Here is a 13302-nt window from a genome sequence, read left to right on the forward strand (position 1 = left end):
GGGTCAGTCTCCCGTGTGCTTCTGGAGTGCCGGGCCGCGATAGTGCTCGGTCAGCTCTTCTGGCACTTCCGAACCGTCCACCAGAAACGGCAGAATGCCCCTGCGCATGGACCGTCCCCGCATGCCCCTGATGTCATCGTCGGAACGTGTGACCCGCTGCGCGCACCGCCGTCCCCATTCGGCCAGCATGGAATAGAGCCGGTCGATCTCTGCCTGATGCGCATCCCCCTTGGCCAAATCGTGAAACTCGTCTGGATCACTATCCAGATCGAACAGCATCGGCCGAAACCCGCCTTCGGCGTGCATCAGCTTGTAACGGCCATCGAACACCATGAAGAGCCGGCAATCCTTGGGATCGAGGCCCAGCTTAACGGCCTGAGGCGTTGGTGAATAATCGAACTCGGATACCGCGAATTCACGCCACTTAGGCGTGTCACCGTGCAACCAGGGCAGAAGCGAACGACCCTCAAGAATATGGTCCTGGACTGCACCGCCCGCGGCCTCCACGAAGGTCGGTACAAGATCAATGGACTCGACCAGTGCATCGCAGGCAGTACCGCGTGTGCTGTCGGCGTCGGGCCGGGGGTCATAGACAATCATCGGGATCTTGACCGAAGGATCGTGGAAGAGATCCTTTTCACCCATCCAGTGATCGCCGAGATAGTCGCCGTGGTCGGATGTCAGGACAATCATCGTGTCCTTCAGCCGACCCGTGCGCTCAAGATGGTTCAGCAGGACGCCGAGCTGGTCATCGCATTGCTTGATCAGACCCATATAGGCAGGAATGACCTTCTGTCGGACCTCGTCGCGATGAAATGCGGAGGAGATCCTGTTTTCCATGTAGGCGGCGAAGACCGGATGGGCGTCCTGCCGTTCAACCTCGTGACGGCAAGCTGCCGGAACATGGTTCAGCCCGAACATGTCGTGATAGGGCGCTGGAACGATATAGGGCCAGTGCGGCTTGATATAGCTGACGTGAGCGCACCAGGGACCGCTCTGTTCCTCGATGAAGTCGATCGTCCGGGCCGTCAGCCAGGGGGTCTCGCTGTCCTTTTCCTGAATGTTGGCCGGTTTGTCCGCATTGGCGAACATCCAGCCCGATGCCATGTTGCCGTCGTCATCGATACCGGCATTGGCAAAGTCCGCCCAGGGGTTCTCACCCTCATAGCCCTTGGACTTCAGATACTCGTTATAAGGCGAACGCTTTTCGTCATAGAATCCGTCCGGGCCATAGCCCCAGAGCCCGTCGTCTCGGATCCAGACGTCGAAGCCACACTCGGCCTGGCGCGCTCCGATCACGCTGTCGGGCGCGAGCCCCAGCCGTTCCATGCCGTCCTTGTCCGCCTTCATGTGGGTCTTGCCGATCAGCCAGCAGTCCATGCCAGCCTTGCGCAAGTGATCTGCGAGTGTCAGCTCACCGACACGGAGGGGAAACCCGTTCCATGCCGCCCCGTGGGAAGATACGTACCTGCCGGTGTAAAAACTCATCCGGCTCGCGCCGCAAATCGGGGACTGCACATACGCATTGGAAAAGCGGACCCCCATGGCCGCCACCCGATCGAAATTCGGGGTGTGCAGATGCGGGTGCCCGGCGCAGCTGAGGTAATCAAACCGCAGCTGGTCATACATGATGAACAGGATATTCACGCGCGGATTTCTCCACTTATTGGCCGGCGTTTGCACCGGCTTCCTCCCTCGGGACAAAGCCCGTTTGTCCTAAAAGTATTGCTCTTCTTTTTCAGGCTGTCTAATCTCCAGTCCGCCAGGCGGACCGATGAACAGATGATGGAAAAAGACCAAAGCGAGCGCGTCAGATCCCTGGAACGGGGGCTCGAAATCATCGAGTACCTGTCGCGCCGAACACGCACATCACTTGCCGATCTCCGGCAGGCAACAGGCTATTCCAACGCGACATTGCTGCGCCTTCTGGCAAGCCTGCAGCATCGGGGCTGGGTCCGGCGCAACATCGTGGAGGGACAATACGAACTCTCTCACTCGATCGGCAAGGTGCTGGGTGAAAAGGCCCGGGCCCATCCGCTCGCCGAACTTGCAGGCCCCATTCTACTCGATCTCAAGGGACGGCAGGCGGGATTGCCCTCAGATCTCAATGCCGTGATGGGTGCGGGACGCATCGAAATTATCGAAAGCACCCGCCTGCGCGGTCCGATGGCGCCGACACGCACAGCGCTCGGCATCCGTCCATCGATGGTCCTCTCCGCGCATGGGCGCGCCATTCTTGCGTTTTCGCCCGAGGCTGTCGCAGAACTGCACCTAGAAAGCCTTCGCCAAATTGCCGGAAAGGAAGAGCTGCGCATGATCGAAAGCGGATTTCTGGCGCGCGAGATTGAAGAAACGCGCCAGCGCGGCTTCGGCCTTCGCGAGGCAGCCTATTGGCAAGCACCCTTCGACCCGGGACCGGAACTTGGCGCAATGGCGGTCCCAATCATCTCAAAGTCTGGTGTACATGGATCGATCAGTATTCTCTGGATGATCGATGACATGGATATCGACGAGGTGCTGGCCTTCGGCTGCCTGGACGACCTGCAAAAAGCGGCTAGACGCGTTGCCGAAGTGCTGGACCGCGAGCGGATCAAGGCACTGGATATTTTGTAAGCTCAAACTTTGCCAGGGAACGCATGATTACCCGCTTCTGTATTCCTTTAACTTGCCTGCAAGGCTTGATATCATCGCTTTGGCTCGAAACAAAATATGCAACAACATACCAAAGGCATATAATAACCAAATAGCTACGAAAAAATAAAATCGGAAAGGATCTGGAAAAAACTTAAACACAACAGCCATAACTATCACAAAAATAATTCCTGTAACATAGCAATATATGCTCTTCGAACTATAACATCTGTACAATACCCTCTCGACTTTTGAAGATTGATCCTTTTCGACAATCATTTGCCTGCTTTCCAGCTTTTGGTCTCATGTTCGGCGCTTAATACTTACGCGATAGGCATCCATGACGATAGAGGCTTTGTCATTCTGGTGAACAAGTGAAGCCTGTAAATTCAGTTATCGCGCTCGCTCAAAGGTCCAGGTTGTCAGTCACCGCCATCGCGCTCATGCCGCCATCGATGGTTATGTCCTGGCCCTTGATCCAGCCGCTTTCCGGCGAGGCCAGAAAGACGATCACATCGGCGACTTCCTCCGGCAAGCCGGGCCGGCCGGCCCGCGCGACGTTCCGCGCCATCCTGTCTCCGAAAGCGGTGGCGAAATCCTGCAAGATTCCGGTGCTGACGGCGGCCGGGCTGACGGAGTTCATTCTGAGGTCTCTTGCAATCATGTTTTCGGTTTCGGCCATGGTCATGACGATCACCGCCTCTTTGGAAAGATTGTAGGCCCGCGTCGCGTCAATGCCTCTTTCGCTGATGAACGCCGGAAGTCCATCCGGCTGGAGAGACATCAATGCCTTGACCTCCTCAAGGTTATCCCGCCACATCGCCCCTGCCCGCGATGCGGTGTTGACGATTGCACCACCGGGAACAAGCTTTTCCAGCATGCCGTCCATGAAGCTGCGCAGTCCGAACCAATTCACCTGAAGGATTTTTTGTTCCAGCCCATCGCGCGGCGGAAGGCCTGCGTTGTTGAGCAGGGCATCAAAACGGCCGGATGCGCGCCAGACAGCTGCTTGGATCGACGCCGGGCTGCTGAGGTCTGTCTCGATCCACTCGGCGACCGCTACCTCCGGTTCGGAAATGTCGAACGCTGTGACTTCATGCCCGAGATCACCCAGCTTTCGCGCAACCTCGGCGCCAATGCCCGAAGAGCCCCCTGTTAACGCAACGCGCATGTCGATCCTCCCAGATACCGTGAACTCGCAGTCCCTATCCTTTTGCTCAAAGAACGCGCCGTCAAATCCGAACAACCTTCAGTTTGGTCTTCAAGTCGGTTCGGCAAAAGGCGTGCAAGAAACAGGTCTGTTCGGAGATATCGAGCATTTCCTGGGCTGTCGCATCGCTTTCCGATGTCTCAAGATAGACATGGGTTTCGATCGGGTCGGCCTCACCTGCCTTGCCCGTGCCGCCGGAGGCACCACCAAGCGAGAAATGCGTATCCTGAACGATGCGGTAATCGGGCAGGTCCAGTTTGAGCATCGAAACGAAACGTCCGAACTGGGTCATGAAACAGAAACCGACCCCTGCACTGATCAACGTGTTGGCGTCCGGTGCCCGACCGTCTTCTGAGCTCAGGAAACGAAAGCTTGTGCCATGCGGCGAATAGAGCATTTGCCGGATGTCCTTGAGGCCGTCGGGCCTGAGTTCGGCGATCGCACCAGGATTGAGGCGCCGGTTCTGTTCGTCCGCAAGGCTAGAGGCTGCCGCTGCCGTTCCGAGTGCAACTTCCTTTTTCGGTGTCATGCCGACAGGTTCGACCAGCACCAGGTCAGACCCAACTTCTTCACTTTTGGCAAAGTGATTGCCGGGATCCTCGAACAGGTCCCCCTCAAGCTCGGCAACCTTGGCGGTCGGCAATTCGATGCCGTTCTTGCCGAGTTTGAAGAGGCTTTCCAGCTTGCCGCGCATGAGGCCATTCAACGGCGATGCATGCACCGCGTTCATCAGGAAGGTGTTGAGGTCTCCGTCATCGAGGTCACAATCGATCTCGACCCGAAGCTCGACCGGTTCGGCACCGCCGATCATCGTGCGCTTCGGCATGGACCCTTTCATGGTGTAGTAGTTGTCCTGGATCAGCCTCAGCTTCCGGATTTCGACCCCTTGCATTTCGGCAAGCGCAAGGATCTCGTTCATGTAGCTGGCGATCATGCCGGTGGTCAGGAAGGCGAGCGGACAAGGCGCCTCGTCATGCCCGTTGAGATAGGGCCCTTCATCGGAGACCAGGCGCCAAGTGTCGCCGGTCTTCGCGGATCTGACCAGGGCCTCTTTCTGGAAACCGGAGAGCGACCGAACCCATGTCCTGAGAGCATCTCCCTTCCGGTTTTCCGGTGCATCGATTGTCACCTCATCCGCATTGGCGACTTTGAAAAACGGCGCAAGGTTGCTCTCGCCGATGATGTTTTCGCCCAGCTTGGCCATATTCTTTCTCCCGAATTTTGGTCTTTGCAAGGATTGCTTCTGCGCAACTCCGGTTACTGCGCCTTGCCGAGCAGGAATCCCGCCGGAGCGGAAATGGAATGCGGCTCGGCAAAGGCGAGCGCGCCGTCATACCCAAGGTTCCGGCCAATGCCGGACTGTTTGAAGCCACCGAAAGGTCCGCGCCCGTCCTGCGCCATCGGTCCATGTCCGTTCAGATAGGTGTAACCCGCCTCCAAACGCCGTGCGATCCGGACCGCGCGCTCCGCATCCGTCGTCCAGACGGACGAACACAGACCGAATTCACTGTCGTTTGCCATCTCAACGGCTTCTTCCTCGCTGCGGAACTTCATGATCGGAAGACATGGGCCGAACTGTTCTTCGCGCACCATCTTGAGCGACGGGTCGGCGTCATAAACTAGGGCCGGTCTCTGAAAATAGCCGCCGCCCTTGTAGAGATCCTCATCCGGGACCTGACCGCATTCCTTCAGATCCGCGCCGCAGGCACGTGCTTCCGCGATCATGTCCTTGACGACCTTAAGCTGGCGCGGATTGTTGACCGGACCCATGGTGGTTTCGGGTAAGAGCCCATCGCCAACGACAGCCCGCTCGCAGGCCGCAGTAAAGCCGTCAACGACCTCGTCGTAGCGGCTCTCATGAATATACATCCGTTTCAGCGCCATGCAGATCTGGCCGGACGAGCCAAAGGCGCCCCAGTACATCTTGTTGAACGCCTCGTCGTTCAACTCGGCATCTTCCAGGATCAACGCCGCATCATTGCCGCCGAGTTCGAGGGTGACCGGCGTGATGTTCTCTGCGGCGATCTTCATGACATGCCGTCCGACAGCGACCGAGCCGGTGAAATTGACCATACGCACGAGAGGATGTCCCGTCAGCGTGTCGCCAATCTGCTTAGCGTCCCCAGTGATGATGTTGACGACGCCCGGCGGCAGCATTTTTGCAATGATCTGAAGCGTGAGCACCGGTGCCATCGCGGAGTCCTCGGAAGGCTTCACAACGACGGTGTTGCCGGTCACCAGCGCCTGGGGCAACTTCGCGCCCAGGATCGAGAGAGGCCAGTTCCAGGGAACGATCAGTGCCGTGACGCCGCGTGGCTGGCGGGTGACGATGGTATCGAATTTCGGACCGACATCGGCCGGACCGAGTTCCTCGTCAATCGCCATGCGTACTCCGTATGCCGCCGCCTGCAGAAACCGGTCACCCAGACGGCTCATTTCCAGCAACGTTTCGCGGGCGATCTTGCCGTGTTCGCGGGTGAACAGACGCGAGCGGTACTTGACGTCGTCCTCATCAGCCACAAGTGCCGTGGCGATGTCACGAAGCCGGCGCGCCCGCTCCTCAAAGCCGAGCGCAGCCCAGGCCGGAAAAGCGGCATGCGCAGCCTCGACGGCGGCGTTCATGTCCTCCCGGTTCGCCGCTGCGGCATGGCCGACGAGTTCCGTCGGTCTTGCGGGGTTGTAGAGATCATAGACAGCTCCGCCGGACGCTGGGCGCCCCCTTCCGTTGATGAAAATATCTGTCGTGATGACTTGGTCCATGTTGGTCATAGTCTTGTCCTCAGAACTTGCCCTGGTTGTTCCAGTCCTCTGGTGCAAGGATTTTTTCAGTGACGTCCCAGTGCTCGACGATCCTGCCCTCCTTCAGCCGGAAGATGTCGAAGACGCAGTAGTGGCTTTGGCCCATCTGGACTTGGCTGAGCGTGACAACGAAATTGCCCTGCCCGATCAGCTTGTGAACCTTCCAGTAGCGCATCGCTTCGCCGCGCGTGGCAAGCTCGGAAGCAAAAGCTGCGAACCCATCCAGACCGTCAGCTGCATTCGGATTGTGCTGCAGATATTCGTTCGCGGAAATGAATTCCGCTGCCCGGGAAAAGTCGCCGCCAGTCAGGCACACCTCACAAAAACCCTTCACAAGAGCTTTGTTGGAGTCGGTCTTCTCCAGATCTTCAATGTCCGTCGCGCCGTCCACCATCGTCCGGCCGGATTTCGTTTCGGTTTCGAAGGCCTGGATCACATCCCAGTGCTCGATCACCCTGTCGTTCTTGTCCGTGTCGAACAGATCCCCGGTGACCCACTGGCTCTCGCCATTGTTCAGGCTCTGATAGACATGAAGGAAGACATAGGGGCCGTCCTCAATCGCACGGACAACCTCGATATGACGTATCGGATTGCGCTCAAGGAAAGGACCGAAGAAGTCGGCAAACCCCTGCTGCCCGTCACCGACGCCTGTCGAATGTTGCGTATAGCGCTCACCTGTGTGGGCGTTCAGTGCTTCCCAGACGTTTCCATCCCTTATGCCTTCCATGTAAAGACCTGTCGCGTGATGGATTTTCTGCGTGCCTGTAATCGACTTCATGACGGCTGCCTCAAAGCTGGTGGACTTTGCTCAGGATGTGACCGGACATACCGCCATCGACCGTCAGATTGGATCCACGGAACCATTTTGCGTGATCGCTGAGCGCGAATGCGACGACCGGCGCAACGTCCTTTGGTGTTCCCGGGCGGTCCATATGTTTGCGGTCCTCTTCAGCGCGCTCGCCGAGTGTCTTGAGGAAGTCACCAAGAATCGGCGTATCGACGGGTCCCGGGCTGATGCAGTTCATGGTGATGCCCCGCTCCCGCCACGTCCAGCGGTTCTGCAGCGTCCAAACAATCAACGCCTCCTTTGACAGGAAATAGGACCGCCCCCCTTCTACCTCGTTCAAGCCTTCGGCCTCGCAAAAGCCCTCGACATCGTCTTCAAGCGAGAGTTCCAGTGTGCGCTTGACCTGATCGACGGCGTTGGGCCAGCCGAAGCCTGCCAACGAAGCCAAATTGGCAATGGAAGCTCCATCGGCGAGCTTTGGAACAAGACCGAGCGTCAGGCGCTGCAAACCATAGAGATTGACTTTCAGGACGGTCTCAGCGTTGAGCGTGGGCGGAACGCCCGCAATATTGGCAAGACCATCCGCGCCATCGGGCAAATCCGCAACAAGTGCGTCAATCGACGCCGGGTCACTCAGGTCCGCCTGGAAAAAACGGTCTGCATTTTCCGTTTCATTGAGGTCGACACCGATGACGGTCGCACCCTGTTCTTTGAGCAGCCGGCAGGTTTCGGCTCCGATCCCGGATGCCGCTCCGGTCACGATGATTGTTTTGCCATTGTTCATGAGAACCTCCCAAGGTCAGCCCACCATCGTTTGAGGCAGGAAAATCGCGATTTGCGGAAAGAATGCGAGCAGCAACAGCATGAAGGCCATCGCGAACCAGAACGGCCAGATGCCTCGAAAGATCTGCCCCATCGGAACGCCCGGTGCGATCGATTTGACGACGAAGACATTGAGCCCGACGGGTGGTGAGATCATGCCCATTTCAAGAACAATCACGACAACGATCCCGAACCAGATCATCTTCATGTCCGCCATGGCCGGATCAAAGCCGAATTCAAGGGCCGCGATGATCGGAAGAACGACGGGGATGGTCAAAACAAGCATGGCAATCCCCTCAAGGAACATGCCCAGGAACATGTAGATCAGGATGATGATCAACAGGATGCCGTAGTCGCCGATCGGCAGCGAGGTCATCAGGCTGACCAGCTGACCGGGCAGTTCAGTGATCGACATGAAGGGAATGAAGATAAACGCACCGATGATTATGAGGAACACGGTTGCCGACGCCTTGACCGTTTGAAGGATGACTTCGCGCAAAGCGCGCGTATTGAGGGATCGCCGCCAAAGTGCCACCAGAAGCGTCAGGAACGCCCCGACGGACGAGGCTTCCACCGGAGTGAAAAAGCCGGTGTACATGCCTCCGATCGTCAACCCGACGACAGCGACGAAGGGGAATGCCGCAACCGTCGCAGACCTGCGCTCGGGCCAGCTGGCACGCTGTCCAGGCGGTCCCGTGTCAGGCCGGCGCCAAACCGTGATGTAAATTGCACCGATGAAAAGCAGCGTCATCAGGATACCGGGAATAACGCCGGCCATGAACAAGCGGCCGATGCTCTGTTCGGTCAGGACCGCGTAGATGATCATGCCGCCCGAAGGCGGGATCAGGAACCCGAGAGTCCCGCCCGCAGCAACCGATCCCGTCGCAAGACTGTCCGAATAGCGGAATTTTTTCATTTCCGGCAGCGCGACCCGGCCCATCGTGATCGCAGCCGCGAGCGATGAGCCTGAAAGCGCTGCGAACCCTGCGCACGCTGCAATCGTCGCAGACGCAAGGCCGCCCTTCATGTGACCCATCCAGCGGTATGCTGCGGCGAACAGATCCGCCGACATCCCGGACACGCCGGCCAGGTTGCCCATCAGGACGAACATCGGAATGACGAGAAGATTGTAGTTGGAGGCAGCCTCGAATGTTTCGCCTGAAAGGTTCGACATCGCGGTCTTGAAGCCTCGCGCCCAGGCCTGGTCCGAACTCATCCCAAGCAGCAGAAATCTGTTTGCGGTCGCAACAACGGTCCCGATGACACCGACAAGGATCATGGCAAGCGCCACGGGGAAGCGCAGTGCAAGCAGCACGAACAGGATCAAGAGGCCGATCACGCCGAGCGCGGTCATGCCGATCACAGTTCTTCTCCCAGCCGGATCTGGCGAATTTTCCCGCGAAGAACCAATTGAACGGCGTCGCTTGCGAGCACAAGAGCATAGACCGCGACGCAGGCAGCGAGCAGGTAATAAAAAGGCTCATAGGAAATAAGCAGTTGCTGGGTCGTTTCGCCGAATTTCGTCGCCTTCTGACCGGCCTCGACCAGTTCAAGGGCCATCACCAGCATCAGAGCACCACCCACCAGACGCAGGACGAATAAAGACCAGCGCGCGAAAGCCTTCGACATGCGGCTTTCCAGGACTTCGATTTCGATATGTGCGCCGCAGCGTCCCCCGAAGGGAATTGCAATTGCAACAAGGATCACAAGGGAAAGGATCATCAGGTCCTCGGCACCGCGTACCGGCGCATTCATCCCCTTGCGCATGATAAGCACATTCCAGGTCCCGAACAGCGTCATGAAGGCCAGCATCGCACCCCCCACTCCAAGCGCCACCCAGACCAGCAGCTTGTCCAGCACCTTGATCCAAACCAGATCGGACACGGCGAACCTCCCAGAGAAACGGGCGGTCAGAGACCGCCCGCGCCATCACTTGTTGATTGCGTTGTAGATTTCCTCAGCATTGCCGATGCCGCGGTCCGCGTAGTCCGCAAAGATCGCCTTCATGCCTTCGGCGACTGCGGCATCCATCTTGGCTCGCTCTTCGCCGGAAACCTTTACCCAGCTAACTTTTTCCATTTGCGTTGCCGTTTGCATTGCCTTGAGCGAGCGTTCATCCGCGCCATGGAAGCTTTGTGCCCCCATCATGGAGAATGTCTCGCCGGCAAGGTCATCGATGATGGCCCTGTGTTCATCGGAGAGCTCCAGATACCGCTCCTTGTTCATCGCGACGAAGAACACGGCGAACTGGACCGGCACATTCTCGATGAAGTGGCTCGAGACGTCCCAGAAGTTCCAGGGCGGGGTCATGTTGTTATAGGTGGCGGTGGTGCTGTCGATGGTTCCGGTGCTCAGTCCGGTATACATCTCCGTGACAGGCATCTGGACCGGTACAGCGCCCAATGCCTCGACCAGCGGCGTGGTCATCGCCGCATAGGGGACCATCTTCGTACCGGCCAGGGATTCGAGGGTCGAATAGTCTCCAGTCGCAGCCCAGGCATTGCCCGCGACGGTGAAGACGCCGAGCAGCTTCACATCCTCGTATTCGTCTGCAAGGTGTTCATCGTAAACCGACAGCAAGCGCTCCGTTGCTTCCAGCGCGGTCGTCGCCTTGCCCGGCGGGATGATCAGCATCGTTTTGGGAAAGATCGCCGGCGTATAGGCCTGCAGTCCGAAAGTAATGTCGGCGACACCTTCGACAGCGCGCTTGTATTGCTGGACAGGGCCTGCGCCGAGCTGACCGGCCGGAAAGACCTTGATGGTCAGGGTTCCGTTCGACCGTTTGGCAACTTCCTCACCGAACCATTTGAACAGAACGGAATTGGTGTGATGTTGCGGTGGAACGAAGTTCGCAACGGAAAGTTCTTCCGCCGAAACGGCGAGCGTCATCATTGACGCGAACGCAAACGCGGCCGCGCCAAGCAGCGATTTCGATTTCATGGCTTCCTCCCAAATTCGGCTTCACCCTAGGGGAGATTGGACATCGAAACCATTCATGACTATTCATAATGGATATGAGCAAAATCGATTTTCATAATCTGGATGGCCAGATACTGCGCACATTCCTCGTCATCCTGGAGGAATCCTCCGTGTCGCGTGCAGCGGAGCGTCTTGAAGTGACTCAGTCTGCTGTGAGCCACACGCTTGCAAAGCTCCGGCAGATCCTGGGAGACCCGCTTTTCGTGAGGTCAGGGCAGGGCCTGACGCCAACAGAAACTGCGCTTTCGCTGAAGGGACCGGTACTTGACGTTCTGGATGGTCTCAAGTCCCTGACGGAACAGCGTCCGTTCGACCCGAAATCTGAAAAGATGTATTTTGTCGTAGCGGCAAACGACATGCAGCGCGACCTCATCTTTCCGCCATTGGTTCGAAGGTTTCAGGAAAATGGGGTCTCGCTCTCGCTGGAGTTCAAGCCGTCAGGCGTGCCGAGCGTCTCGCTGCTGCGTGACGCGCGCTGCGACATGATCCTGACACCGATCCCGCCGGATGCGCCCGACATGATCCAGCACAAGCTCTTTTCGGGCGAGATGAAGTGTTTTTTCGACGGCGCGTGTAGGGAGGCACCAATTTCTATTGAAGACTATCTGGCGGCACAGCATGTCACCGTCCAGTTCGTCCTGGGCGGCGGATCGAACGATGTGCTGAGGGCCCCGGATCTGCCCTACGTTCCCAAACCGACCATTACGGTCTCGAATTTTTCGGGTATCACGCCCTTTGTCCGCGGAACATCCATGCTGGCAACCGAACTGGAATTCATGCATCTCGCCTCGCTCAAGGAGCTGGACATGGCACCGCTGCCCTTTTCCGCCGAGCCCTTGAACATCTACATGGTCTGGCACGAGCGCTCGACAAACGACCCGGCTCACAAGTGGCTGCGCAGCGCGGTGATCGACAGCGCCAGCGAGCTGGTGCTCTGAGTAAGCTGAACGATGCTAGGCCCATTTCCCTGCGATTTTTTTCTCGTGCCGTAAGGAAATTCCCCAATATTCTTGGGCCGCAAAGAACTAATGCATGCGTTGATTGCGTGCACTCAAAAGCTACGCTTCTTTTGCGCGAAACAACGTTAAGGCAAGTGTTAATTTTCGGTTAAAAAACATTGCGGTAGCCTGTCCAATGTGTATTGTCCGGCCGTCATGATTTTATGGCAGATGAAGCTTTATCTGATTTGGAATTTTGAATTTGAAATCTGGCCTTTTCGGGTAAAGTTTTAACAAGGGGTTAATACATGAAACGATTGATTAAGTCGGTCGCGTTCGCATGCGGTCTTTTCGCCGCTGCGACAACCGGATCGAATGCGGGTGTATATCTGGTTGGTGACTCGAATGTTATCGACACACGGGCGAACAACGCCGCTGACAATGAAATCTTCTTCCAGAACCTGTTCAACGGCACGTCCATCCTGAACAACTCCAGCGTCAATCTTGGCATTACGGGAACGACGGCAACCGTGACAACGAATATAGGCACGGTCACTGCTGGCGGACTGGCTGGGAAGGACTTCCTGGTTACAGGCTTCCGCCAAACAAGTTACTCAGGCTCTGAGCTTGCCGACATCACAAACTTTGTAAACGGTGGTGGTTCGCTCTTTCTGATCGGTGAAGGAAACACCGCGTTTGATGACACAAACATCGCTGTCAATTCCATTCTGGCCGCCATCGGCAGCACGATGCGTTTGAGCACCACGGAAAATTTTGACCGCTCCAATTTCACAAATATCAGCTCTCTGACAACTTCTGGTCCGCTGACGGCAGGGGTGAACAGCTGGTCAACCGCATTTGCATCAGAAATCAGTCTCGGTGCAAACGGCGAGTCGATCATCGCGGGCATTGCAGATCTGAACAAGTTTGGAACTGCGGTTGGTTTTGATGGTCTCGGCAACAGCGCAGTGGTTCCGCTGCCGGCAGCTCTGCCGCTGCTGGCTGGCGGCCTCGGCTTCCTTGCCATGGTTCGCGTCCGCAGACGCAACCACGCCTGATAGCGACGTTACTATCACTAAACAAACAGTTGAGCGGCCCCACGGGCCGCTTTTTCGTGGCCAAATGGCTGGTGTGTG

General features: G+C 57.4%; 12 protein-coding genes. 3 read left to right on the top strand and 9 right to left on the bottom strand.

Translation table 11 applies throughout. The features are described from left to right. Positions 1-3: 3 nt before the first annotated feature. The gene (locus tag Q0915_RS16065) at positions 4-1647 is read right to left on the bottom strand and encodes a sulfatase-like hydrolase/transferase (protein WP_299475491.1); all 1644 of its coding nucleotides are present in this window, start codon (positions 1645-1647) and stop codon (positions 4-6) included. A gap of 135 nt (positions 1648-1782) precedes the next feature. On the opposite strand from Q0915_RS16065, the gene Q0915_RS16070 reads away from it, so the two are divergent. Then, positions 1783-2613 carry a helix-turn-helix domain-containing protein gene (locus Q0915_RS16070; protein ID WP_299475494.1) on the top strand — a complete coding sequence of 277 codons (831 nt, stop codon included), beginning with the start codon at positions 1783-1785 and terminating at the stop codon, positions 2611-2613. Positions 2614-3037: 424 nt separating this feature from the next. Here Q0915_RS16070 and Q0915_RS16075 read toward each other — a convergent pair whose 3' ends face one another. From Q0915_RS16075 to Q0915_RS16110, 8 genes are all read right to left on the bottom strand, one after another. Further along, positions 3038-3802, bottom strand: a complete 765-nt coding sequence (locus Q0915_RS16075) for an SDR family oxidoreductase (protein WP_299475496.1) — start codon at positions 3800-3802, stop codon at positions 3038-3040. Positions 3803-3863: 61 nt separating this feature from the next. Continuing rightward, on the bottom strand, positions 3864-5045 hold the full coding sequence (locus Q0915_RS16080) for an OsmC family protein (RefSeq protein WP_299475499.1): 1182 nt from the start codon (positions 5043-5045) through the stop codon (positions 3864-3866). A gap of 53 nt (positions 5046-5098) precedes the next feature. Continuing rightward, positions 5099-6610 carry an aldehyde dehydrogenase family protein gene (locus Q0915_RS16085; RefSeq protein WP_299475502.1) on the bottom strand — a complete coding sequence of 504 codons (1512 nt, stop codon included), beginning with the start codon at positions 6608-6610 and terminating at the stop codon, positions 5099-5101. Between the two features lie 10 nt (positions 6611-6620). Then, positions 6621-7418 carry a nuclear transport factor 2 family protein gene (locus Q0915_RS16090; protein WP_299475505.1) on the bottom strand — a complete coding sequence of 266 codons (798 nt, stop codon included), beginning with the start codon at positions 7416-7418 and terminating at the stop codon, positions 6621-6623. Between the two features lie 10 nt (positions 7419-7428). Continuing rightward, positions 7429-8211 carry a coniferyl-alcohol dehydrogenase gene (locus tag Q0915_RS16095; protein ID WP_299475508.1) on the bottom strand — a complete coding sequence of 261 codons (783 nt, stop codon included), beginning with the start codon at positions 8209-8211 and terminating at the stop codon, positions 7429-7431. Positions 8212-8226: 15 nt separating this feature from the next. Then, the gene (locus Q0915_RS16100; protein ID WP_299477047.1) at positions 8227-9603 is read right to left on the bottom strand and encodes a TRAP transporter large permease; all 1377 of its coding nucleotides are present in this window, start codon (positions 9601-9603) and stop codon (positions 8227-8229) included. Between the two features lie 5 nt (positions 9604-9608). Beyond that, the gene (locus Q0915_RS16105) at positions 9609-10133 is read right to left on the bottom strand and encodes a TRAP transporter small permease subunit (RefSeq protein WP_299475510.1); all 525 of its coding nucleotides are present in this window, start codon (positions 10131-10133) and stop codon (positions 9609-9611) included. A 45-nt stretch (positions 10134-10178) separates the two neighbouring features. After that, positions 10179-11189: a TRAP transporter substrate-binding protein gene (locus Q0915_RS16110; RefSeq protein ID WP_299475513.1), complete on the bottom strand. Its 1011-nt coding sequence runs from the start codon at positions 11187-11189 to the stop codon at positions 10179-10181. Positions 11190-11257: 68 nt separating this feature from the next. Here Q0915_RS16110 and Q0915_RS16115 point away from each other — a divergent pair, with 68 nt between their 5' ends. Further along, positions 11258-12166, top strand: coding sequence for a LysR family transcriptional regulator (locus Q0915_RS16115; protein WP_299475515.1), 909 nt, complete (start codon positions 11258-11260; stop codon positions 12164-12166). Between the two features lie 308 nt (positions 12167-12474). Further along, positions 12475-13224 carry a hypothetical protein gene (locus Q0915_RS16120; protein WP_299475517.1) on the top strand — a complete coding sequence of 250 codons (750 nt, stop codon included), beginning with the start codon at positions 12475-12477 and terminating at the stop codon, positions 13222-13224. The last annotated feature ends 78 nt before the right edge of the window (positions 13225-13302 follow it).

This window comes from uncultured Roseibium sp. (genome assembly GCF_947494555.1).
In the GTDB taxonomy this organism is placed as follows: Bacteria; Pseudomonadota; Alphaproteobacteria; order Rhizobiales; family Stappiaceae; genus Roseibium.

Coding starts and splice junctions, on each gene's coding strand:
- Q0915_RS16080 (WP_299475499.1), bottom strand. CDS start 5,045: ATGGCCAAGCTGGGCGAAAACATCATCGGCGAGAGCAACCTTGCGCCG.
- Q0915_RS16075 (WP_299475496.1), bottom strand. CDS start 3,802: ATGCGCGTTGCGTTAACAGGGGGCTCTTCGGGCATTGGCGCCGAGGTT.
- Q0915_RS16115 (WP_299475515.1), top strand. CDS start 11,258: ATGGATATGAGCAAAATCGATTTTCATAATCTGGATGGCCAGATACTG.
- Q0915_RS16100 (WP_299477047.1), bottom strand. CDS start 9,603: ATGACCGCGCTCGGCGTGATCGGCCTCTTGATCCTGTTCGTGCTGCTT.
- Q0915_RS16095 (WP_299475508.1), bottom strand. CDS start 8,211: ATGAACAATGGCAAAACAATCATCGTGACCGGAGCGGCATCCGGGATC.
- Q0915_RS16085 (WP_299475502.1), bottom strand. CDS start 6,610: ATGACCAACATGGACCAAGTCATCACGACAGATATTTTCATCAACGGA.
- Q0915_RS16120 (WP_299475517.1), top strand. CDS start 12,475: ATGAAACGATTGATTAAGTCGGTCGCGTTCGCATGCGGTCTTTTCGCC.
- Q0915_RS16110 (WP_299475513.1), bottom strand. CDS start 11,189: ATGAAATCGAAATCGCTGCTTGGCGCGGCCGCGTTTGCGTTCGCGTCA.
- Q0915_RS16090 (WP_299475505.1), bottom strand. CDS start 7,418: ATGAAGTCGATTACAGGCACGCAGAAAATCCATCACGCGACAGGTCTT.
- Q0915_RS16070 (WP_299475494.1), top strand. CDS start 1,783: ATGATGGAAAAAGACCAAAGCGAGCGCGTCAGATCCCTGGAACGGGGG.